This is a genomic window from Gluconacetobacter entanii (assembly GCF_003206495.1).
GTDB lineage: Bacteria > Pseudomonadota > Alphaproteobacteria > Acetobacterales > Acetobacteraceae > Novacetimonas > Novacetimonas entanii.
The window spans coordinates 34102-55057 of sequence record NZ_NKUF01000019.1 but is presented as its reverse complement, the minus strand read 5'-3'; the positions used below and the strand labels follow the sequence as shown (position 1 = coordinate 55057).

16 protein-coding genes are annotated in these 20956 nt (G+C 67.0%); all 16 read right to left on the bottom strand.

Annotation, left to right across the window (positions count from 1 at the left end; genetic code table 11):
• Entirely contained in the window at positions 1-1722 is a 1722-nt protein-coding gene (recN, locus tag CFR72_RS09845; protein ID WP_110913784.1) for a DNA repair protein RecN, read from the bottom strand.
• 41 nt (positions 1723-1763) lie between these two features.
• On the bottom strand, positions 1764-2642 hold the full coding sequence (locus CFR72_RS09840) for an outer membrane protein assembly factor BamD (protein WP_110913783.1): 879 nt from the start codon (positions 2640-2642) through the stop codon (positions 1764-1766).
• Between the two features lie 77 nt (positions 2643-2719).
• Positions 2720-3709: a UDP-3-O-acyl-N-acetylglucosamine deacetylase gene (lpxC, locus tag CFR72_RS09835; protein WP_110913795.1), complete on the bottom strand. Its 990-nt coding sequence runs from the start codon at positions 3707-3709 to the stop codon at positions 2720-2722.
• A gap of 187 nt (positions 3710-3896) precedes the next feature.
• Complete coding sequence (gene ftsZ / locus CFR72_RS09830; RefSeq protein ID WP_110913782.1) at positions 3897-5441, bottom strand: cell division protein FtsZ; 1545 nt, start codon at positions 5439-5441, stop codon at positions 3897-3899.
• Between the two features lie 90 nt (positions 5442-5531).
• On the bottom strand, positions 5532-6962 hold the full coding sequence (gene ftsA, locus CFR72_RS09825; RefSeq protein WP_390669567.1) for a cell division protein FtsA: 1431 nt from the start codon (positions 6960-6962) through the stop codon (positions 5532-5534).
• Entirely contained in the window at positions 6959-7879 is a 921-nt protein-coding gene (locus CFR72_RS09820) for a cell division protein FtsQ/DivIB (protein ID WP_110913781.1), read from the bottom strand. The genes ftsA and CFR72_RS09820 overlap by 4 nt, the downstream gene beginning before the upstream one ends.
• Complete coding sequence (locus CFR72_RS09815; protein WP_110913780.1) at positions 7876-8820, bottom strand: D-alanine--D-alanine ligase; 945 nt, start codon at positions 8818-8820, stop codon at positions 7876-7878. Before CFR72_RS09815 ends, CFR72_RS09820 begins: the two co-directional genes overlap by 4 nt.
• The gene (murB, locus tag CFR72_RS09810; protein WP_244182242.1) at positions 8817-9815 is read right to left on the bottom strand and encodes a UDP-N-acetylmuramate dehydrogenase; all 999 of its coding nucleotides are present in this window, start codon (positions 9813-9815) and stop codon (positions 8817-8819) included. Before murB ends, CFR72_RS09815 begins: the two co-directional genes overlap by 4 nt.
• A 20-nt stretch (positions 9816-9835) precedes the next feature.
• Positions 9836-11287, bottom strand: coding sequence for a UDP-N-acetylmuramate--L-alanine ligase (murC, locus tag CFR72_RS09805; protein WP_110913778.1), 1452 nt, complete (start codon positions 11285-11287; stop codon positions 9836-9838).
• A 32-nt stretch (positions 11288-11319) separates the two neighbouring features.
• Positions 11320-12432 (bottom strand): undecaprenyldiphospho-muramoylpentapeptide beta-N-acetylglucosaminyltransferase, encoded by a 1113-nt coding sequence (gene murG, locus CFR72_RS09800; RefSeq protein WP_110913777.1) that lies wholly within the window; start codon positions 12430-12432, stop codon positions 11320-11322.
• On the bottom strand, positions 12429-13598 hold the full coding sequence (locus tag CFR72_RS09795) for an FtsW/RodA/SpoVE family cell cycle protein (RefSeq protein WP_110913776.1): 1170 nt from the start codon (positions 13596-13598) through the stop codon (positions 12429-12431). The genes murG and CFR72_RS09795 overlap by 4 nt, the downstream gene beginning before the upstream one ends.
• Positions 13598-14968 carry a UDP-N-acetylmuramoyl-L-alanine--D-glutamate ligase gene (gene murD, locus CFR72_RS09790; RefSeq protein WP_110913775.1) on the bottom strand — a complete coding sequence of 457 codons (1371 nt, stop codon included), beginning with the start codon at positions 14966-14968 and terminating at the stop codon, positions 13598-13600. The genes CFR72_RS09795 and murD overlap by 1 nt, the downstream gene beginning before the upstream one ends.
• Positions 14965-16056 carry a phospho-N-acetylmuramoyl-pentapeptide-transferase gene (gene mraY / locus CFR72_RS09785; RefSeq protein WP_110913774.1) on the bottom strand — a complete coding sequence of 364 codons (1092 nt, stop codon included), beginning with the start codon at positions 16054-16056 and terminating at the stop codon, positions 14965-14967. The genes murD and mraY overlap by 4 nt, the downstream gene beginning before the upstream one ends.
• On the bottom strand, positions 16056-17465 hold the full coding sequence (locus CFR72_RS09780; RefSeq protein WP_110913773.1) for a UDP-N-acetylmuramoyl-tripeptide--D-alanyl-D-alanine ligase: 1410 nt from the start codon (positions 17463-17465) through the stop codon (positions 16056-16058). Before CFR72_RS09780 ends, mraY begins: the two co-directional genes overlap by 1 nt.
• The gene (locus tag CFR72_RS09775; protein ID WP_110913772.1) at positions 17462-18937 is read right to left on the bottom strand and encodes a UDP-N-acetylmuramoyl-L-alanyl-D-glutamate--2,6-diaminopimelate ligase; all 1476 of its coding nucleotides are present in this window, start codon (positions 18935-18937) and stop codon (positions 17462-17464) included. Before CFR72_RS09775 ends, CFR72_RS09780 begins: the two co-directional genes overlap by 4 nt.
• A 2-nt stretch (positions 18938-18939) precedes the next feature.
• Positions 18940-20955 (bottom strand): peptidoglycan D,D-transpeptidase FtsI family protein, encoded by a 2016-nt coding sequence (locus CFR72_RS09770; RefSeq protein WP_110913771.1) that lies wholly within the window; start codon positions 20953-20955, stop codon positions 18940-18942.
• Position 20956: the final 1 nt, after the last annotated feature.

Here is a 20956-nt window from a genome sequence, read left to right as displayed (position 1 = left end):
TCATTCCCCTTTCAGAAGGCTGTCGGCGGCGGCGCGTGCGGCGGGCGTGATCGTGTCACCCGATAGCATGCGGGCGATTTCCTCCAGCCGTGTTTCGCTGTCGAGGGGGGCCGCATGCGTTTCCGTCCGGTCGCGCGTCACCTTCTTGCTGATGCGAAGGTGCGCATCCCCCCGTGCTGCGACCTGCGGGCTGTGGGTGACGACCAGTACCTGTACATCGCGCCCGACCATGTACAGCCGCTCCCCGATGGCCGACGCCGTGGCGCCGCCGACGCCCGAATCGACCTCGTCGAACACCAGCGTGGGAATCGCCGAACGCCCCGCCAGCACGACTTTGAGCGCGAGCATCAGCCGCGAAAGCTCGCCGCCCGACGCCACCTTCGCCAGCGGTCCCGGCGGCTGTCCCGGATTGGCGGCGATCAGGAAGGACGCCTGCTCCTTGCCGCGCAGGTTCCATGCCTCCGGCGGCAGGGGGAGGAGTTCGACAATGAAACGCGCGCGCTCCAGCCGCAGCGGGCGCAGTTCCGCCATCACCGCCGTCTCCAGCTTGCGGGCCGCCTTCTCACGTGCGGCGGTCAGTTTCTGCGCCGCCTCCTCGAACTTTGCGCGGGTTTCGGCCACCGCCGCCTCCAGCACCTCGATGCGGGCATTTCCCGAATCCAGTGCGCTGAGCCGTTCGTTGAAGGCACTCAGCAGGCCCGGCAGTTCCGGCACCGACACCCCGTGCTTGCGGGCCTCGGCGCGCAGGGCGAACAGCCGCTCCTCGGTCTGTTCCAGAAGGCGCGGGTCGGCCTGCGCGTCGGAGGCGAGGCGCGAGAGCAGGCTTTCCGCTTCGGCAAGGGCTTCTTCGGCACGTTCCAGCGCGTTCAGCGCCTCCTGCGCCGCGGCCTGTTCCTCCGCCCCGATCGCACCGGGATTGAGGTCGGTCGGCGCGGGCAGCAGGCGTTGCAGCGCACGGCTGGCATTGCGCAGGGCGGAGGCCGGGTTGACGCCACGGCGGTCGCGCGGGGACAGGTCGCTCAATGCTGCGGCAATCGCCTCCGCCCGGCGTTCGCCCTGCTGCAGCGACTGGCGCAGGCCCGCAAGCTGCGTTTCCTCGTCCTCCAGCGGGGCGAGGGTGGACAGGTCGTCGGCCGCCTGGCGCAGCCAGTCTTCCTCCCGCGCGGCACTTTCCATCTCCGCGCGCGCGGCGGCGAGTTCCGCCGTCGCCTCGATCCAGGCGCGATAGGCGCGCGCGGTGTTCGTGCGCAGGGTCGCGGCCACGCCAAATGCGTCGAGCAGGTCGAGGTGGGTGCCTTGGTCCGCCAGCCCCATCTGTTCATGCTGCCCCTGGATTTCCACCAGCAGCGACGCCGCCCGGCGCAGCAGCGTCACACCGACCGGCTGGTCATTGATATAGGCGCGCGAACGCCCATCGACCGTCACGATCCGGCGCAGCAGGATCGGCTCGCGCGGTTCCTCTATCGCGATGCCCTGTTCCGCCAGCAGTTCATGCACGGGATGGTCGGCGGCGATGTCGAAGCTGGCGCTGACGCTGGCCTGTTCCGCGCCCGCCCGCACGAGCGACGCGCTGGCGCGTTCGCCCAGCGCCAGGCCAAGGCTGTCGAGGAGGATGGATTTGCCGGCCCCCGTTTCCCCCGTGAGCACTGTAAGGCCTGCGATGAAGGAAAGGTCGAGCTTCTCGATCAGGACGACATCGCGAATCGAGAGATGTGTCAGCATGCGGATGATCCGATCAACAGGTCAGGCAGAAGGGGCGGGACCTAGAAGATCGAATGCCATGCCCGTGAAAATGCGTTGCGTCCCTGCTTTCTGGCGCGGGGCGGGACGCCCTTGATGAGGTGATGGTCACGCAGATGGTCATAGGCGTCACGATACCATTTGCTGTCGGGGTAGTTATAGGCCAGCACCGCGCCCGTCTTGCGCGCCTGCTCCAGCAGGCCAAGGTCCAGATACACTTCCACCAGGCGCTCCAGCGCCTCGGGGACATGGTTGGTCGTCTGGAAATCCTGCACCACGCGCTGGTAGCGGTTGACCGCCGCCTGGTAATTGCGCTGCTCCTGATAGAAACGCCCGACCAGCATTTCCTTGCCCGCCAGATGGTCGCGGCACAGGTCGATCTTCAACTGCGCATCACGGGCATAGGGGGTCTGGGGAAAGCGGGTGATGACTTCCTCAAGCGCATCCATCGATTCGACCGTGCCCTGCTGGTCACGCTGCACGTCGGCGATCTGCTCGTAATAACATAGCGCACGCAGGTAGAAGGCGTAGGCGGCGTCCGAACTGGTGGGATGCAGTTCAAGGAATCGGTCAAGCTGCTGCACGGCCTCGGGATACTTGCTCTGCAGGTAGTCGGAATATCCCTCCATCAACTGCGCGTTGGCGGTGTACTGGGAATAGGGATAGTTACGCTGCAGGACGTCGAACTGGATGGTCGCAAGGACGTAACGGTTGCTGCGCAGGGCATCAACGCCATGATTATACAGGGTTTCTGCTGAACCCACGCGGGGGGCGTGCTCCACAATGGCGCTGTTGCCGTTACACGCTACAAGCAGGCCAAGCGCGGGGAGGGCAAGCAGACGTGGCAGAATGCCACCATGTCGGCGGAGAAGGGGGATGTGTCGGGTTCTGCGTCGTGACATGCCGGCTCTTCCAGTTGCGCGTGCTTTATATCATGTGCGCAAGCGGGGTGAAGAGCGTCGTTCCGTTTTCATGCGCTTCATGCGGCGGCGCGGCCGATCTGCCCCTTGTGCATCGGCACGCCATGCAGGCGCCATGCTGTCGTATCGGCCATCAGCGTCCGCAGCAGGCGGTTGTTCAGGGTATGGCCGGATTTGTGCCCGTGGAAATCCCCATGGATGACCGCACCGGACAGGTACAGGTCCCCGATCACATCGACGACCTTGTGCCGCACGAACTCGTCGGGCCTGCGCAGGCCGGTGGGGTTGAGGATGCGGTCGTCATCGACAACGATGGCGTTTTCAAGCGACCCGCCGCGCGCCAGGCCCGCCGCATGCAGCGCGTCGATTTCCTGACGCAGGGTAAAGGTGCGGCAGTTTTCAAGGTCGCGCCGGAAGGACGTGGCGCAGATCCGTGCGGAAAATATCTGCCGTCCGATCGCCTGCGCCGCGAAATCGATCGACATGCTGATGTTCAGGCCGTCGGTGGATGGGGGGGAAAGTTCGGCGAAGGCGTCCGCGTCCTCCACCCGCACGGTGCGCAGGATCTCCAGCGTGGGGCGACCGGCAGGCTGGCGTTCCCGCCCCGCGCAATCCAGCAGGAACATGAATTCGGACGCCGAGCCATCGAACACCGGCACTTCCGGTCCGTCGAGGTCGATATACGCATTGTCGATGCCACAGCCACACAGGGCGGACATCAGGTGTTCGATGGTCGCCACCCGCAGGGGCGAAGCGGGGGAGGGATCGCCGATGACCGTGCTCAGCCGTGTATCGACCACATGGTCGTACGTTGCGGGAATGATACGGTTATCAAGGTCGGTGCGGCGGAAGATGATGCCCGTATTGGCCGGGGCGGGGGACAGTGACAGCGAAATGCGTCGTCCCGTATGCAGTCCCGTGCCGATGCTGCTGATGGGACGGCGCAGCGTGTGCTGCCACACGGCGTCGGGCGCATCGGCTGTGGGCATGACCGTTTCGGTAACGCACGCATCGGCAAGTTCACGCGGACCTATCGACATGCCATCCATTGTGCGCATCCCTCGATACAGGTGAATGTGTTGGCTACGGAGCGGGTCAGGGGATACTAGGCCGGACCTGTCCTGTTTAACCAGTCAATGATTATTGCCAACCGTTACCATGCCTGCGCACCTGAAAAAAACAGGGCCGGGCATGGCGTTACATTCCGCAACGCCATGCCCGGCCAGACCTTCGGGCTTATCCGCGACGCAGGAACGCGGGAATGTCGAGGCCGTTGTCATCGGGCGTGCCACCACCCTGCGGCGGGGTCTGTGGCGGACGGCCCTGCGGCGGCTGCTGGAGGGACGGTTCGGCCCGTTCCGGCGCGCCCTGCGGGGCGGCGTAGGGTGCGGACTGCGGCACCTGCTGCTGCGGGGCGGCCGAACGGCGGCGCAGCGCACCGGTGACGACGCCGAACAGGCTGCGCGACTGCGGTGGCTGCGGCTGTTCCGCCGCCTTGCCCCAGTCTGAAAACAGGGAGGAACGCGGCGACCCGCGCTGCGCCTGCGCCACCTGCGGCGGCACCGTATGCGGCGAAGGGGCCGAAGGCGGCATGTTGGGCTGGCGCAGCGGTGTCGCGCCGGCCGGCACATGGGGCGTGCCCGGACCTGCCGCCGGCGGGGCCGAGGGGGAGGGCGGCTGTCCCGCAGGCGCGGCCGTCGGCGTCGCTGGCTGTGCGGCAGCCGCCGGCGGCGCGGTTTCCGCCGTGGGCTGCGGTTGCGGCTGCGACTGGGGCGCGGTCGCCGTCGATGCGGCGGCCGCGCGTTCGGCGGCGCTTTCGATGCCGGTCGCCACGACGGAGACGCGGATGCGGCCGTTCAGGTTCGGGTCGATCGCGGAACCGAAGATGATGTTCGCATCCTCGGCCACTTCCTCGCGGATGCGGTTGGCGGCCTGGTCCACCTCGAACAGGGTCAGATCCTCGCCACCAGTGATGTTGATCAGCAGGCCCTGTGCGCCACCCATCGACGTGTCTTCGAGCAGCGGGTTGGAAATCGCACCCTCGGCGGCGGCGATGGCGCGGTTTTCGCCCTCGGCCTCGCCCGTGCCCATCATGGCCTTGCCCATTTCCGCCATGACCGTGCGGATGTCGGCGAAATCGAGGTTGACCAGACCCGGCGCCATCATCAGGTCGGTCACGCCACGCACGCCCATGTACAGGACGTTGTCCGCCATCTTGAACGCGTCCTGCCAACTGGTGCGTTCATTGGCCAGCCGGAAGAGGTTCTGGTTGGGAATGACGATGAGGGTATCGACAAACTGCTGCAGTTCGGCAATCCCCGCATCCGCCGACTTGGCGCGGCGGCCACCTTCGAAGGTAAAGGGCTTCGTCACCACGCCCACGGTCAGGATGCCGCGTTCACGCGCCATGCGCGCGATGACCGGCGCCGCCCCGGTGCCCGTGCCACCACCCATGCCCGCGGTGATGAAGATCATGTGCGCGCCGTCGAGGTGACGCGACAGTTCATCGCAGGCCTCTTCCGCCGCGGCGCGCCCGATCTCGGGCTTTGCGCCCGCGCCAAGCCCCTGCGTCAGGTGGGGGCCAAGCTGGATGCGGCGGTCGGCCTTGCTGTGGGACAACTGCTGCGCATCGGTGTTGGCCACCACGAATTCCACGCCCTGCAGCTGCGAGTTGATCATGTTGTCAACGGCATTGGTGCCACCGCCGCCCACCCCGAATACTGTTATGCGTGGGGTGAAGTCAGAATGGTTCTGCTGCGGGATGGTCAGATTCAGGGTCATGGTCGGCTCCCGAAGGCGAGGGATGGGTGGATGGGGGCGCGCGTTGTGCGCTTGCTTATCGGGTATTAAATAAAGACTTTATCGTTAATATCATACCCTGTCGCGGATGAAATCGACGAAACGTCTGAACAGGCCGCCCGGACGCACATCACTGATTCCGGTATCATTGAGCGTGTCACCTACGCCCGCGGCCCATGCCAGCAGGCCCGCCGATGTCGCGAACATCGGCCAGGTCGCCGGATTTTCAGGCAGGCCATGGATATGGCGCGGATGGCCCAGGCGGACGCGGCGGTTGAGCATGCGCGCGGCCATGGGGCCGATTCCTTCGAGCAGCGATCCCCCCCCCGTCAGCACGACACGCCCGTCGGCCGCAGGGCCGAGGGCCGCCATTTCCAGCCTGTCATTGACCATTTCGAGTGTTTCCTCCACGCGCGGATGAATGATGGAAACGATCCTAGAGCGGGGAATTCTGACATAATGATGGTCGTTGTCGCCAATAAGCTGCACCAGCACCATTTCCTGGTCATCGCCAGCGGAAAGTTCTGCTGACCCGTGCATGGTCTTCAGTCGTTCCGCATTGTCGATGGAGGTGGACAGGCCATGCGCGATGTCGCGCGTGATGTGCTGCCCGCCGATGGGGATGCTCGCGGTATGGACAAGCCGCCCTTCGCTGAATACGGCGATCGAGGTGGTGCCCCCGCCCATGTCCACCACCGTGACGCCAAGGTCGCGCTCCTCCTCGTTCAGGACGGCAAGGCCAGACGCCAGCGGGGCCGACACCATGCCCGCGATCGTCAGGTCCACGCGCGACAGGACGGCCTCCACATTGCGCAGTGCGGTGGTGTTCGCGTCGATGACATGCATGCGCGCCGAAAGATGGTCGCACAGGTGCCCGCGCGGGTCCGGCACGCCCTGCGTTTCATCCACCGCGTAATCGAGTGGCAGCGTATGGATGGCCGAACGTCCCTCTGTCAGGGCGCGCATGCGGCCTTCGGTCGTGATCCGGCGCATGTCGGCATCGCCGATCTCGCGTCCGCCGATCGGCCAGCGGATGTTGAGGTGACGGCTTTCGGGATGGCCGCACGACAGGTTGATGAAAATCTCGTCCTTGCGCACGGTCGCCATGTCCTCGGCCTGCCCCACGGCGGCGCGGATCGCGGCCTCGGCCTCGCGCAGGTCCACGATCCCGCCACAGCGCACGCCATGCGAACGGCGCCAGCCATGGCCCAGCACCCGCAGCGACCCGTCCGGCTCCCCCTTGCCGATCAGGCACACGATCTTGGTCGAACCGATGTCGAGCACGCTGAACGGGCCGGAACGCAGCTTGCGCTGGGGGCGGTCCTCCGCCATCGGGATGATGTTCGTGATCGCGCGCCGGTCGCGCCGCGCGGTGTTCGGCAGTGCGGGCACGGCGGTGGCGCGGCGCAGGGCGGGCGTGGTCGTGGCGGGCACGGCGGCAGGTGCCGCGGGCGAACGCTGCGCGGTGGCGGGCCTCTCGGGGCGGATGGTCAGGTTACTCATGCACGTCTCCGCAGGTTGGCCATGTCTGGACGCGTCCAGGGCATGTCCGGGGCGGGCAATCCGCTCGGCGCTGCCGCAGGGGGTGTCGTGTTGTCATTGCTGGCCGGATGGGGCGCCTCACGGATGATCAGGCGATCTGGCAGCCGCATGTCAATGGAAAGGACAGGGCGGTCCAGCAGGCGCATGTCCTGCTGCATCTGCGCAAGGCGCTTGAGCGCGGGGACTTCCTCCCCCTCGGGAAGCATGACGATCGTGCCATCACGCAGCGTCAGGTTCCACCGCCGCTGCCCCACGCGCACGGCCGCCGTGACATTGGTGCGTACTTCGGGCTGGGCCGAGAGTTCATCCATCAGCGAGGCCGCGGCGACATTGGCGTCCGGGCCAACCACCAGCGGAAGCTGCATGAAGGCCTGCGCATCCTTTCCGGTCATGCCCTGGTCGCGCACCTGGTTGCCTTCGCGGTCGATCAGCATGAAATGCCCGTGGTTCTGCCACACCGCAAAGGGGCGGCGTTCGATCAGGTGTATGATGATCGTATCGGGCAGGCGGCGTTCGACCACGGAATGGTCCACGAACGGCAGCGCGTCGATCCGCTGCCGCGCGGCGTTAAGCGAGAAGCCGAGGATGAAATCCCCCTTGCGCACGCCCAGCGCCTCCTGCAGGGCGTCATCGCCGGTCAGTTCATTGCCCGTGACCGTGATGTTCGTGATGCGCAGCGGCAGCATGTTGACCATGCGCGCGCGGAAGGGGGCGAAGCGTTCGTCCGACCCCACGCGGTGGACGAACGCCACACATCCCGCGCCCACCGCACACAGCACGAGGGTAATCAGCGCAGGACGGATCAGCCGCTTCTGCCGACGCAGGAAGATGGACAGCTTCGACGGGCGGTCGTTCAGGTTGTCGGCGGACCGCTTCATGTACGACAGGTCGCCTGTTCCACCAGCCACTGGCACAGATGTGGATAGGACACGCCGCAGGCCGCCGCCTGTTCCGGCAGCAGGGAGGTCTCGGTCATGCCGGGCTGGGTATTGGTCTCCAGGATCACCAGCCGTCCGGGACCATCCGGGTCGCGCGTGTCGTCATAACGGAAATCGGTGCGCGACGCCCCCCGGCACCCCAGCACCCGGTGCGCGGCAAGTGCCAGTTCACGCGCGCGCTCGAACGCGTCGGGATGGATGCGCGCGGGCAGCACATGCGATGAACCGCCCTGCTGGTATTTCGCGGCGTAATCGTAAAAACCGTTCCCGCCGGATTCCTGCGGGGTGATATCCGTTACGGTCAGCGCCCGGTCACCCATCACACCCACTGTCAGTTCGCGTCCGGGAATGAACTCCTCGACAAGGGCGGAAGTTCCGAACTGCCATGACCGTGCGATGCTGGCGCGCGTGTTCGCACCCGCGCGGATGATCTGCACCCCGACGGAGGAGCCTTCGTTGAGCGGCTTTATGACATAGGGGGCGGGCAGGGGATCGGCAGCCTCAAGCTCCGCCATCGCGACCACGCGGCCATGCGCCACCGGCAGGCCCGCCGCCGCAAAGATGGTGCGCGCCGCCGCCTTGTCCATCGCCACGGCGGAGGCCCGGACCCCGGAATGGGTATAGCTGATGCCCATCCAGTCCAGCACGCCCTGGATGCACCCGTCCTCCCCGAAACGGCCATGCAGCGCGTTGAAGACGACATCGGGGCGGTGGGCCTGCAGGTCGGATACGATCGCGCCAAGGTCCTCCCCCGCGATGATCTGCCGCACGTCATACCCGAGCGAGCGCAGGGCCTCGGTCACGCCCGCGCCGCTTTTCAGGCTGACTTCGCGTTCCGCCGACATGCCGCCCATCAGGACGGAGATGCTTGGCCGTGTCATGCTGTCGTTTCCTTGCACAGGGGGGTGGCTGCCGCCCGCCCGAGGGGACGTCCGATGCGCCGGATTTCCCACTCGAGGGTCACGCCGGTATGTTCGCGCACGCGCAGGCGCACCATTTCGCCCAGTTCCTCAAGCTCCGCCGCCGTGGCGTTCCCGGTGTTGAGCAGGAAATTGCAGTGCTTCTCGCTGACCTGCGCGCCGCCGAGCGTCAGTCCACGGCAACCCGCCGCGTCAATCAGTTCCCATGCCTTGCGGTCCGAGATGTCCGGCGCGGGATTGCGGAAGGTGGACCCGCCGGTACGTGCGCGTACAGGCTGTGCCGCCTCGCGCGCCGCGCGGATCTGCGCGATGCGTTCGCGGATGGCCAGCGTGTTCGACGGCTGCCCGCACAGGCGCGTGCGCACCACCACCGCGCCCTGCGGCACGAGGGCATGGCGGTAGCTGAACTTCAGCGCGCCACCCGGCAGGCGCAGGGCCTCCCCGTCGCGGGTGATGATCTCCACCCAGTCGAGGATGGTGGAAATGTCCGAACCATACGCCCCTGCGTTCATTGACACCGCACCCCCCAGCGCGCCGGGGATGCCGGCGAGGAATTCCATCCCCGCGAGGCCACATGTCGCGGCATGCTCCGCCACCGTCATGTCGAGGCACGCCGCCCCGGCGATGAGGCCATTGCCGTCATGCGCGATTTCGGCAAAGCCACGTCCCAGCCGGATGACCACGCCATCGATGCCGCCGTCGCGGATGATGGTGTTGGAACACGCGCCCAGCACGCGCACCGGCACCTCCAGCGGGATATGGCGCAGCGCAAGCGCCAGGTCGCGCGCGTCGGCAGGCTGCACCAGCAGTTCCGCGGCCCCGCCCACGCGGAACCACGTCCGCGCGCCCAGCGGGGCGTCAGGCGTCAGGCGTCCCCGGAAATCCGCCAGCGCGCGTATCAGGTCCTCGCGCCACTGCACGGTCACGGGACCATCGGGCGTGTCGCCGGCTGGCATGTCTGTCGCAGCCTGTGTCATCACGCCGCGTCTTCTCCCTTGTGTGCCGCCGGGGTGGTGGGGGCGGCCTGCAGTTCCGCCAGTTGTTCCGGCAGGGCCTGCGCCCATTGCGTGATGGATCCCGCGCCAAGGCAGACCACGAAATCACCGGGACGTGCGATCGCGTTGATCATTTCCGCCAGGTGCTCCGGCCCCGGCAGGGGTACGACGGAACGGTGCCCGCGTTCACGCAGTCCTTCGACCAGGGCATCGCGGTCAATCCCCTCTATCGGTTTTTCGCCCGCGGCATAGACGTCGGCGATGATGACGGTGCCAGCGTCGTTCATGCAGGTGCAGAATTCGTTAAACAGGCTCTGCAGGCGCGAATAACGGTGTGGCTGCATCACCGCGATGACATTGTTCGCCCCCGCCTGGCGCGCGGCCTTCAGCACGGCGGCGATCTCCACCGGGTGGTGGCCGTAATCGTCGATCACGGTGATGCCCCCGGTCTCCCCCGTGCGGGTGAAGCGGCGCTTGACCCCCTTGAACGCGGCGAAGGCGGAGCGGATCGTCGCGTCGTCGATTTCCATCTCGATACCCACCGCGATGGCCGCAAGCGCGTTCTGGACATTGTGATGGCCCAGCATCGGCAGGCGGAACGGACCCGCGCGGCGCGAACGGTTGCGGTTGCGGCTGGTGACGACCACCTCGAACGTGGCGCCAAGCTTGTCGGTAATGACCTTTTCCGCGCGGATGTCGGCCTGCGGGGAGAAGCCATAGGTGATGATCCGGTGGTCCGACAGGCGCGGGATCATCTGCTGCACGGCGGGATGGTCGATGCACAGCACGGCAAAGCCGTAGAACGGGATGTTGGAGACGAACTGGTCATACGCCGCCTGCATCGCCTCCTCCGTGCCCCAGTGGTCGAGGTGTTCGGGGTCCATGTTGGTGACCACCGTGATGACGGAGGGCAGGCGCAGGAAGGACCCGTCGCTTTCATCCGCCTCCACCACCATCCAGTCGCCCGAACCCATGCGGGTGTTGGTGCCATAGGCCTCGATGATGCCGCCATTGATGACGGTGGGGTCCAGCTTGGCGGCCTCCAGCACGGCGGCGACAAGGCTGGTGGTCGTGGTCTTGCCATGCGTGCCGCCAACGGCAACCGACCAGCGCAGGCGCATCAGTTCGGCCAGCATCTCCGCCCGGCGGACAACGGGGATCAGGCGCGCACGCGCGGCCACGACTTCGGGATTGTCGCGCTGCACGGCGGTGGAGGTCACGACTACCTGTGCCGCGCCAAGGTTGGCCGCGTCATGGCCGATGGTTACGGGAATGCCCGATGCGCGCAGGCGCGCGACATTGGCGCTTTCGGCGATATCGGACCCCTGTACCGCATAGCCCAGCATGTGCAGCACTTCGGCGATGCCGGACATGCCGATGCCGCCTATGCCGACAAAGTGGATGGTGCCAATGGAAAGGGGCAGGGCTCTCATTATGTCTCAGTCTCCATCTTCGCTCTGCCGGATTAGGCGGCACTGGCCATGGGATGCAAGCATCCTTCTATCATGTCCGCCAGACGCGCGGCGGCATCGGGGCGTCCGATCGTCCGTGCACGGGCCGCCGCCCGCGCCAGCGCGTCGCGATCGCCCAGCAGTTCCACCAGCATCGCGGACAGCCTGCCGGGCGTCAGGTCGGCCTGCGTGATCATCCACGCCGCCCCGGCCGCGACCAGTGCGCGGGCATTGGCGCTCTGCTCGTCACTTGCGGCGATCGGCAGCGGCACGAGAATCGCGGGCCGTCCCGCAACCGTCACCTCCGCCACGGATGATCCGCCCGCACGGCCGATCACCAGGTGCGCGTCACGCAGCAGGTCGGGCACGTTGTCGAGGAACGGTGCGACACGCGCGGGAATCCCGGCCGTGGCATAGGCCGCGCGCACGCGCTCCACGTCCTCGGCCCGCGCCTGCTGCGTGACCTCGATGCGTGCGCGCAGCGGCGGGGGCAGGCTTTCAAGTGCCGCGGGCACGACATCGCTGAAGATGCGCGCGCCAAGCGACCCGCCCCAGACCAGAAGCCGGATCACCCAGCTGGATGGCTGGTAGGGCACGTCATGCACCGCCGCGATGTCGGGGCGTACCGGCATGCCCGTCTCGGTGACGGGAACACCCGGCGGCAGGCCCGCCACGGTGGGAAAGGAGGTCGCGATCGCACTGGCCCAGCGTGACAGGAACGCGTTGGCCCGCCCCATCACCGCGTTGCCTTCATGGATGAAGACCGGCGGCCGGCCCTTTCCCATCAGGTGCGCGCCCAGCAGTGGCGGGACGGACGGGTAGCCGCCAAACCCCACGACGGCTGCCGGATGCAGTCCGCGCAGGATCGCGCGCGCGCGCCATGTCCCGTGCGCGAGGGCGAGTGCGGCGCGTGCGGCGCGCATGATGCCGCGTCCCGCAATCCCCGCGCCGGGCAGGACGAACTGCTGCCGTCCGGCGAAAATACCCTTTTCACGGATCCCGGCGCGGCGGTCGGTCATCAGCGCGACCTCGTGCCCGCGATGGACGAGTTCACTGGCCAGCGCTTCCGCCGGGAAGAAATGTCCCCCCGTGCCACCGGCGGCGATGATGATGGGGCGCGGGGTCATGGGCGGGGTCTCCGGTTCAGGAACGCGGGCGTGGACTGCCCGAACTGGCTGTCGGCGGTGTTGACGCGCGTGCGGGTCAGCGCAAGGACCATGCCGATCGTCAGCGCCACGGACATGGCGGAGGACCCGCCATACGAAATGAAGGGCAGCGTCATGCCCTTGGTCGGGATCAGGTGCAGGGTCGATCCCATGTTCACGAACGCCTGCAGCCCGAACCCGGTCACAAGCCCGGTCGTGGCCACGACGATGAAGGGATCGTTTTCACGCAGCAGCTTGAGCAGCGCGCGAATGACGATCACGCCGAACACCCCGATGATGAACAGGCAGACGATCATGCCGAATTCCTCCCCCGCGACGGCAAAGACGAAGTCGGCATGCGCATCGGGCAGCAGGTCCTTCACCCGCCCTTCGCCCGGTCCGCGCCCCAGCAGCCCCCCATTGCCAAAGGCGCGCAGGGCGGTGTCGATCTGGTAATGGTCGCCCACTTCGGGGTGGAGGAAACGCTCCACGCGGGAGCGGACATGCGGGAAGACGGCATAGGCCCCGATGAAGGCCGCGATCATGCACCCCACGCCCCCCGCCACGAGGAACAGGCTGAGCCCATCGACGAAAAGCTGCGTGATGAAGACGGTCGTAATCACGCTGAGCATCCCGATGTCGGGCTGTGATTTCAGCAGCAGCAGCACGACCCCGAATAGGCCGAGCGAGATCAGCATACCGGGGAAATACCTGCGTTTCTGACGCTCCGTCAGCAGCCACGCCGTCACCACGGCGAAACAGGGCTTGAGGAACTCGGACGGCTGTACCGACATCATCGGCAGCGCGATCCAGCGCCGCGCGCCCTTGATCTCGATCCCGTGGACCAGCGTCAGCGCGGTGGCCATGATGCCCAGCACGAACCCCACGGCGGCCAGGATCCTGACCGCGCGCACCGACAGCAGCGACGTGCCGACCACGATCAGCGCCGCCAGCATCAGGAAGCACACCTGCTTGAAGATGAACATGTCGCGCGACGCGCCGATACGTACCGCCACCGCCGGGCTTGCCGCCAGCATCAGGATATAGCCGAACCCGATCAGGATCCCCACGCAGATGAGGGTGACGCGATCCACGTTGCGCCACCATCGCGCCATGGGCGATGTGTTGATGCGTGACAGGCTTGCCATTATGGTGTGTCCAGCGTGGCGACAAGTTCGGCAAAGCGCAGGCCGCGCGACTCGAACCCGGTGAACTGGTCGAAACTGGCGCAGGCGGGCGACAGGAGTACCACCGGCACGCCCTGCGTCCGCGCAGCCGCCAGTGCGGCGGGCACCGCATGCTCCATCGTGCCGACAATGGTATGGGCGACATTGTGCGCCTGCAGCGTCCGCGCCAGTTCAGGGGCGTCACGCCCGATCAGGAACGCATGCGCCACCCGCCCGAACAGGGGGGCGAGGTCCGCAATCCCGCCCGCCTTGGCGATCCCGCCCGCGATCCAGATCATGCGGTCATGGCACGCCATCGCACGCGCGGCGGAGTCGGCGTTCGTGGCCTTGCTGTCGTCGATGAAGCGGATGCCGTCGATCGTGCCGATGGTCTTCTGCCGGTGGGCAAGCCCGTCGAATGATGCCAGTGCCGTGTCGATCATGTCGCGCGGACAGCCCAGCCACAGCGCGATGGCCGTGGCGGTGGCGGCGTTTTCCGCATTGTGCGTGCCGGGCAGGGAGGTGGCGTGCGCAAGGTCGGCAATCACGCCGGCGCCGTCACGCAGCATCCCGTCGCGCACCCACATGTCCGGCGCATCCGCATCACCGCCGACCACCTTGACGTCGATGCCGCGCGAACGCAGACCTGTGGCAAGGTGCGCGCAGTCCGGCACGGTGTCGCCCAGAACGGCGAGGTCCCCCGCGCCCTGACGGTCGAAGACATGCAGCTTTGCACGCGTATAGCCCGCCATGTCGCCATGCCGGTCCAGATGGTCGGGCGTCAGGTTCAGCAGGCAGGCCGCGTCGAAATGCAGGCTGTCGAGCCGTTCAAGCATGTAGGAAGACATTTCAAGCACATAAATACCATTATCCGGCAATAATGGCAGCGACAGGGCGGCCGGGCCAAGGTTCCCGCCCGCGATGGCAGGAATGCCCGCATGATGCAGCAGGTGCGCCAGCAGGACCGTGGTGGTGGATTTGCCATTGGTCCCGGTCACGCCCACGAACCGCGCGCGCGATCCCGCACGGCGGACGGCGCGGAACAGGAATTCCGCATCCGACACGATCGGCACCCCCGCCGCGCGCGCCATGGCCGCCACCGGATGGGGGGCGGGCAGGGTGTGGGGGATGCCCGGCGACATCACCAGCGCATCGAACCCTGACAGGTCCGCAAACGGGGCGAACTCCACGCCCGCAGTGGCGGGGATGGGGGCCTTGTCCAGCGTGTCATCCCACGCCTGCACCCGTGCGCCCATCGCGCCAAGCGCGCGGGCGGCGGCCAGACCGTTGCGGCCAAGGCCCAGCACGGCGATGCGCTGTCCGGTGAACAGGTTGGTGGGAAATGCGCTCATCTCAGTTTCAGCGTGGCAAGGCCACACAGTCCCAGCACAATGGAAACGATCCAGAAGCGTATGACGATTTTGGATTCCGGCCATCCCTTTTTCTCAAAGTGATGGTGCAGCGGCGCCATCAGGAAAACCCGCCGCCCGGTACGCTTGTACCAGAAGACCTGGATGATGACCGACAGCGTCTCGATCACGAACAGGCCGCCGACAATGCACAGCACCAGTTCATGCTTGACCGACACGGCCACCGCCCCCAGCGCGCCGCCAAGCGCGAGCGAGCCCGTATCGCCCATGAACACGGCCGCGGGCGGCGCGTTGAACCACAGGAATCCCAGGCCCGCCCCCACCAGTGCGGAGCAGAAGATGCCCAGTTCCCCGGTGCCCGGCACCGCATGCAGTTGCAGGTAGTCGGCAAAGATATGGTTGCCCACGAGGTAGGAAATCAGCGCGAACACCAGGGCGGCGATGGTCACTGGCACGATCGCCAGTCCATCCAGCCCGTCGGTGAAATTGACCGCGTTGCCAAACCCGGTGATCGTGATCATCGCGAACACGGGAAAGGCATAGCCCAGCGGCAGCAGCAGGTCCTTGACGAAGGGGAAGGCGAGGTGGTTCGCAAGGTCGGGTGGCATCAGGCTTTCGATCCAGATCCCGCCCAGCAGGGAGACCGCGAATTCACAGCCCAGCCGCATGCGCATCGACACGCCATCGGTGTTGCGCCGCGACAGCTTGAGGTAATCATCCGCGAACCCGACCGCGCCGAACGCCAGCGTGATCGTCATCACCGCCCAGACGAACCCGTTGGTCAGGTCCGCCCACAAAAGCGTCGATCCCAGCAGGGAGACAAGGATCAGCACGCCGCCCATCGTCGGCGTTCCGGCCTTTTCCACGATATGGCGTTCCGGCCCCAGCGCGCGGATCGGCTGTCCGCCGCGCTGGATGCGGCGCAGGCGCGCGATCAGCGGGTTGCCCAGCATGAGGCTGAGCACCAGCGCCGTCAGGCACGCGGCGCCCGCGCGAAAGGTGATGTAGTGAAACAGGTTGAGGACGGAAACATGGCCCGCTGCATGCCGCTGGAACAGGTCATAGAGCATCAGGCGCGCCCCCGCGCGTCATCATCCACGGTGGGGGCACGCAGGGCATCGACCACCTGGCGCATCTTCAGCCCGAGGCTTCCTTTTACAAGGATCGCGTCACCCGCCCGTGCCTGCGCGCGCACCATCGGCGCAAGTGTCGCGGCATCGGGCGTCCACGCACCGCGCTGGGAGGAAGGCAGGAGGTCAAAGAGATATTTCATGTTCGGGCCGCAACAAAAAACAAGGTCCGCATGCTTGCGGACGGCTGGAAGGAGGGATTCGTGCTGGTCGCGCGCGAACGTGCCGAGTTCGAGCATGTCGCCCAGCACGGCGATGCGCCGTCGTGCCGGGACCTGCCCCAGCACATCGAGCGTCGCGCAGATGGAGGCGACCGATGCGTTGTAGCTTTCATCAAGCAGGCTGGCCTGCCCGTCGAGGATGGGCGTGATCGCCCCACGCCCGGCCCCGGGCCGGAAATCCGCAAGACCCCGCACCGCGCGCGCCATGTCGGCCCCGACCGCCCGTGCCGCCGCCAGCGCCAGCAGCGCGTTGGCCGCCATGTGACGGCCCGGCGCATGCAGTTCGACCGTGCCCGACCATCCATCGATCAGGGCGCGGAACGTGCCGCCACCGGGATGGGGCCTGTAATCCTCCATCCGCGCCGTGCTGGCGGGCAGGGTGCCTGCCGTCCACAGGTGCGCGCCATGCCTGCGGGCCTGTGTGGTGAACGCCGCCATGCCCGTCACGTCATCGGGCACGATCGCCACGCCATCATGGGGCAGGGCCGCGATCAGGTCCGACTTTTCCCGCGCGATGGCCTCCAGACTTCCCATATGGCCCAGATGCGCCCCGGTGATGGTGGTGATGACCGCGACATCGGGCCGCACCATCCGGGCCAGTGGCGCGATTTCGCCGGGGTTGTTCATCCCCACCTCGCACACGCAGAACATGGCCGATGCGGGCAGGCGCGCCAGTGTCAGCGGCACGCCACAATGGTTGTTGTACGACGCGACGGCCCAGTGTGTCGGCCCGCACGCGCCCAGCGCATGGCGCAGCATGTCCTTTGTCGTGGTCTTGCCCACGCTGCCGGTCACCGCGATCATCCGGCCGGAAAAGCGGTCACGCGCGAAGGCCGCCATGGCGTTGAGGGCTGCCAGCGTGTCTTCCACCAGCAGGATGCGCGGATCCTTTACGCCAGTGTCGCGATGGGCGATCACGACGGCCGCCCCGGCCTCCAGCGCGCGTGGGATGTGCGCATGCCCGTCCGAATTTTCCCCCACCAGTGCTACGAAGATGTCACCCGCCGCCAGCGTGCGCGTGTCAATGGAAACATCCGTGGCGCGTATCGCATCGCCGGGCGTGGCAGGCGCAAGGAAATGCCCGCCTGTCGCCGCGATCAGGTCGGGGCGGGTCCACAGGACGGTCATGACTGGCCCACCAGTTCGCGAATGGTGGAAACGTCGTCAAAGGGCAGGACCGTCGTGCCGATCGTCTGTCCCTGTTCGTGGCCCTTGCCCGCTACGACCATCACGTCGCCGGTCTTCAGTCGGGACAGTCCCTCTGCAATGGCGTTGCGGCGCCCGCCGATATCCGCAGCACCCGGCGCGCCCGCCATGACCTCGCGCCGGATGGCGGCCGCGTCCTCGGTCCGGGGGTTGTCGTCGGTGACGATGGCCATGTCGGCAAGGCGCGTGGCAACCTCGCCCATCAATGGCCGCTTGCCCCGGTCACGGTCGCCGCCCGCGCCGAAGACCACCACAAGCCGCCCCGACGCATGTGGCCGCAGCGATTGCAGCAGGCGTTCCAGCGCATCGGGCGTGTGGGCGAAATCGACATACACCGCCGCCCCGTTGGGCAGGGTGGCGGCAAGTTCCATGCGCCCGCGCACCCCCACAAGGGCGGGGAGGCAGTCGATGGCCGCGCGCACCCCGTCCATGTCCGCCGCCGACAGTCCCGCGGCCAGCAGCATGTTGTCCACCTGATAACGTCCGGGCAGGCGTATTTCGACCTCGCGGCGTGTGCCGTCACACTCCAGTTCCAGCACCTGCCCGTCAGGGCGGGGCGTCGCGCGCAGCAGGCGGATGGCATCACCCCCTTCGCCAACCAGACGCAGGTCCAGCGCACGGTTCATGGCAATCGTGCGCAGCGCGTCCAGCGTCGCGCCGTCCATGTCCGCATTGGCCACCGCAAGGCCACCCGCCGGCAGCAGCATGTCGAACAGCCGCAGTTTCGCCGCGCGATAGCTGTCCATGTCGTCGTGGTAGTCAAGGTGATCGCGCGTCAGGTTGCTGAACCCGGCGGCGGCGATCGGCACCCCGTCAAGGCGGCGCTGCGCCAGCCCGTGGGAGGACGCCTCGATCGCGATGTCATCGACCCCGTGTTCGTGCAGCGTCCCGAGCGTGAGCGCCATCGTCACGCTGTCGGGTGTCGTCAGCGACGGCCCCGACAGGGCGGGGACAGTGGGCGCGATGATGCCAAGCGTGCCGATGCTGGCGGCGGCATGGCCCTGCTGCTGCCAGATCTGGCGCAGGAACTCGACCGTGCTGGTCTTGCCGTTCGTGCCGGTGACCGCGACGACATGGCCGGGCAGGGCGGGCATCAGCGCCGATGCGATCACCGCCAGCGCATGGCGCGGATCGTCGGTGGCGACGGTGGCGATGTCAGGGCGCGCCTGCCGCACCGCAGTGCAGGCATCCGGGGTCGAGACGATGGCGCAGGCCCCGTGCTGCAGCGCCTGTTCGATATAGGCGCGGCCATCGGCACGGCTGCCCGCGATGGCGGCGAAGATCATGCGCGGGCGCACCTGCCGGCTGTCGGCGGTAATGCCGCTGACCTCCGGGTCATGGCCGCAGCCATCCGCCGCAAGACCTGCGCGGTGCAGTACAGTCGTCAGTTTCATGTCTATCCCCGTTCCTGCCGCTTCTTTAATGGCAGGGCGTCTTCGCGTTCATCCCGTGCGGCGTGCATGCGCGCCACGTGCCCCTCTTCGGAGGTCATCTCCCCCGTCCCGTGGCGGCCGGCATGGTGCCTGCCTTCGCCTTCCTGCAGGCGCTGCGTGCCGGGATCATTTCCCGGGCCCAGCGCGCGATATCCATGCGGGACAGACGGGCGCATCGGGATGTAGAGCGAATTCTCGATCGCTTCCTGATGCGTGGTGTCGGGGAACAGGCCCATCATCGGCGCGATGCGCGTGATGATGTGCGAGGCCGTGGGCGCCGCGTTCCACCCCGCCGTGGTCCATCCATGTGTCTGCGCCGTGGGCTTCGGGCTGTCGAGCATGACATACACCGCGTAACGCGGCGCGTTCATCGGGAATATGCCGGTAAAGGCCGACACGTTGACATGCTTGAGGTAGCCGCCATGCGCGCCGATCTTCTCCGCCGTGCCGGTCTTGCCCCCCACGTAATAGCCCGGGGATTCCGCGCGGTCGCCCGTCCCCTTGGTCACGTCAAGACGCAGGATCTTGCGAAGGATGTTCGAATTCTCCGCCGAGATCAGGCGCTGCGCATCGGGCACCTGTCCTGCCATGTCGGTATCGGGAACAGGGGTGCCCCCCGGTGTCCTGTCCTGGTCATGCAGCAAAAGCGTGGGTCTGAGCAGGAAGCCGCCGTTGGCCGTCGCCGCCGTGCCGCGCACGATCGCAAGCGGCGGTTCGGCGACACCATGGCCAAAGGCCACGGTCATGACGGTGGACACGCCCCAGTTGTGCGTGGACGGGACGATGGGACGCCCGGCCTCGGGCAGTTCGATGGGTACGCGCGCGAAAAAACCCATGTTGCGCAGCCAGTCCTGCTGGCGCGCGGCTCCCGCATCCAGCGCGATATGCGCCGCCGCCGGGTTGGAGGAATGGGCCATCACTTCGGGCAGGGAGAGCCAGGGGTCGAAATGGTCGTTCTTCATATCCGAAATGGTGAAGCGGCCAACCTTGATCGGCACGCTGGAAAAACGGTCCCATATATGCGCGACCCCGTCCTGCAGCGCCATGGCCGTCGTCTGCAGCTTGAAGGTGGAGCCGGGTTCGTACATCCCCGTGACGGCGCGGTTGAAGCGGGCGTCGGCCGGGGCATGGCCGAAATCATTGGCGTCATAGTCAGGCAGGCTGACCATGGCGATGATTTCCCCGTTGCGCACGTCCATCACGATCGCGCAGGCCCCGATCGCCTGGAACGTGTCCATGGCCGACTGCAGTTCGTCATGGACCACGTTCTGCACCCGCACGTCGAGCGAGAGCGTCAGCGGCGCGCGGTTGCTGTCGAGGCGCTTGTCAAAGAAACGCTCCACGCCTGCAACGCCGTGGTCGTCGATATCCACGCCCCCCATGATCTGGGCCGCGACACGCCCCATGGGATAGCGGCGGCGCTCACCGGGCTCGAAGTAGATGCCGGGGATGCCGAGGTTGTTGATCGCCAGCTCCTCCGACGGCGAGATGTCGCGCGCCAGATAGACGAACTGCCGCGCCGATGACAGGCGGCGCAGGGTCTCCGCCTCGTCAAGGTGGGGCAGGACGTGCTTGAGCTTGTGCGTCGCGTCCTGCGGGTCGATCATTTCCTGCGGGTTGGCATAGACCTGCGCCACCGGCAGGGAGATGGCCAGCGCCTGCCCGTTGCGGTCCACGATGGAGGCGCGGTGCACCTGCGGCAGGACGATGTCGTTGGCCACCATGCCCTTGGGGTCGCTCTTGGGGATGGGGGGGACCTGCGGCGCGATCTGGTGCTGCTGCGGGGCGAGCGGCATGATGATCGTCGCGATGGCAAGCTTTACGCCCACCGCGCCGAACAGCACGCAGAACACCCCGGCGACCACCAGCAGGCGGGTGTCCGTCCTGTAGCGTACCTGGGTCATGCGCAAAGTCCCGCCTGTGGGGCGGGAACTGTCCGTTTGCGTATCCTGGTCTGATGGGCGGGGCGTATCGTTCATG

Coding starts and splice junctions, on each gene's coding strand:
- CFR72_RS09815 (WP_110913780.1), bottom strand. CDS start 8,820: ATGACACGGCCAAGCATCTCCGTCCTGATGGGCGGCATGTCGGCGGAA.
- recN (WP_110913784.1), bottom strand. CDS start 1,722: ATGCTGACACATCTCTCGATTCGCGATGTCGTCCTGATCGAGAAGCTC.
- mraY (WP_110913774.1), bottom strand. CDS start 16,056: ATGCTCTATGACCTGTTCCAGCGGCATGCAGCGGGCCATGTTTCCGTC.
- ftsZ (WP_110913782.1), bottom strand. CDS start 5,441: ATGACCCTGAATCTGACCATCCCGCAGCAGAACCATTCTGACTTCACC.
- CFR72_RS09820 (WP_110913781.1), bottom strand. CDS start 7,879: ATGAAGCGGTCCGCCGACAACCTGAACGACCGCCCGTCGAAGCTGTCC.
- murC (WP_110913778.1), bottom strand. CDS start 11,287: ATGAGAGCCCTGCCCCTTTCCATTGGCACCATCCACTTTGTCGGCATA.
- ftsA (WP_390669567.1), bottom strand. CDS start 6,962: ATGAGTAACCTGACCATCCGCCCCGAGAGGCCCGCCACCGCGCAGCGT.
- CFR72_RS09795 (WP_110913776.1), bottom strand. CDS start 13,598: ATGGCAAGCCTGTCACGCATCAACACATCGCCCATGGCGCGATGGTGG.
- murB (WP_244182242.1), bottom strand. CDS start 9,815: ATGCCAGCCGGCGACACGCCCGATGGTCCCGTGACCGTGCAGTGGCGC.
- murG (WP_110913777.1), bottom strand. CDS start 12,432: ATGACCCCGCGCCCCATCATCATCGCCGCCGGTGGCACGGGGGGACAT.
- lpxC (WP_110913795.1), bottom strand. CDS start 3,709: ATGGATGGCATGTCGATAGGTCCGCGTGAACTTGCCGATGCGTGCGTT.
- CFR72_RS09770 (WP_110913771.1), bottom strand. CDS start 20,955: ATGAACGATACGCCCCGCCCATCAGACCAGGATACGCAAACGGACAGT.
- CFR72_RS09840 (WP_110913783.1), bottom strand. CDS start 2,642: ATGTCACGACGCAGAACCCGACACATCCCCCTTCTCCGCCGACATGGT.
- CFR72_RS09780 (WP_110913773.1), bottom strand. CDS start 17,465: ATGACCGTCCTGTGGACCCGCCCCGACCTGATCGCGGCGACAGGCGGG.
- murD (WP_110913775.1), bottom strand. CDS start 14,968: ATGAGCGCATTTCCCACCAACCTGTTCACCGGACAGCGCATCGCCGTG.
- CFR72_RS09775 (WP_110913772.1), bottom strand. CDS start 18,937: ATGAAACTGACGACTGTACTGCACCGCGCAGGTCTTGCGGCGGATGGC.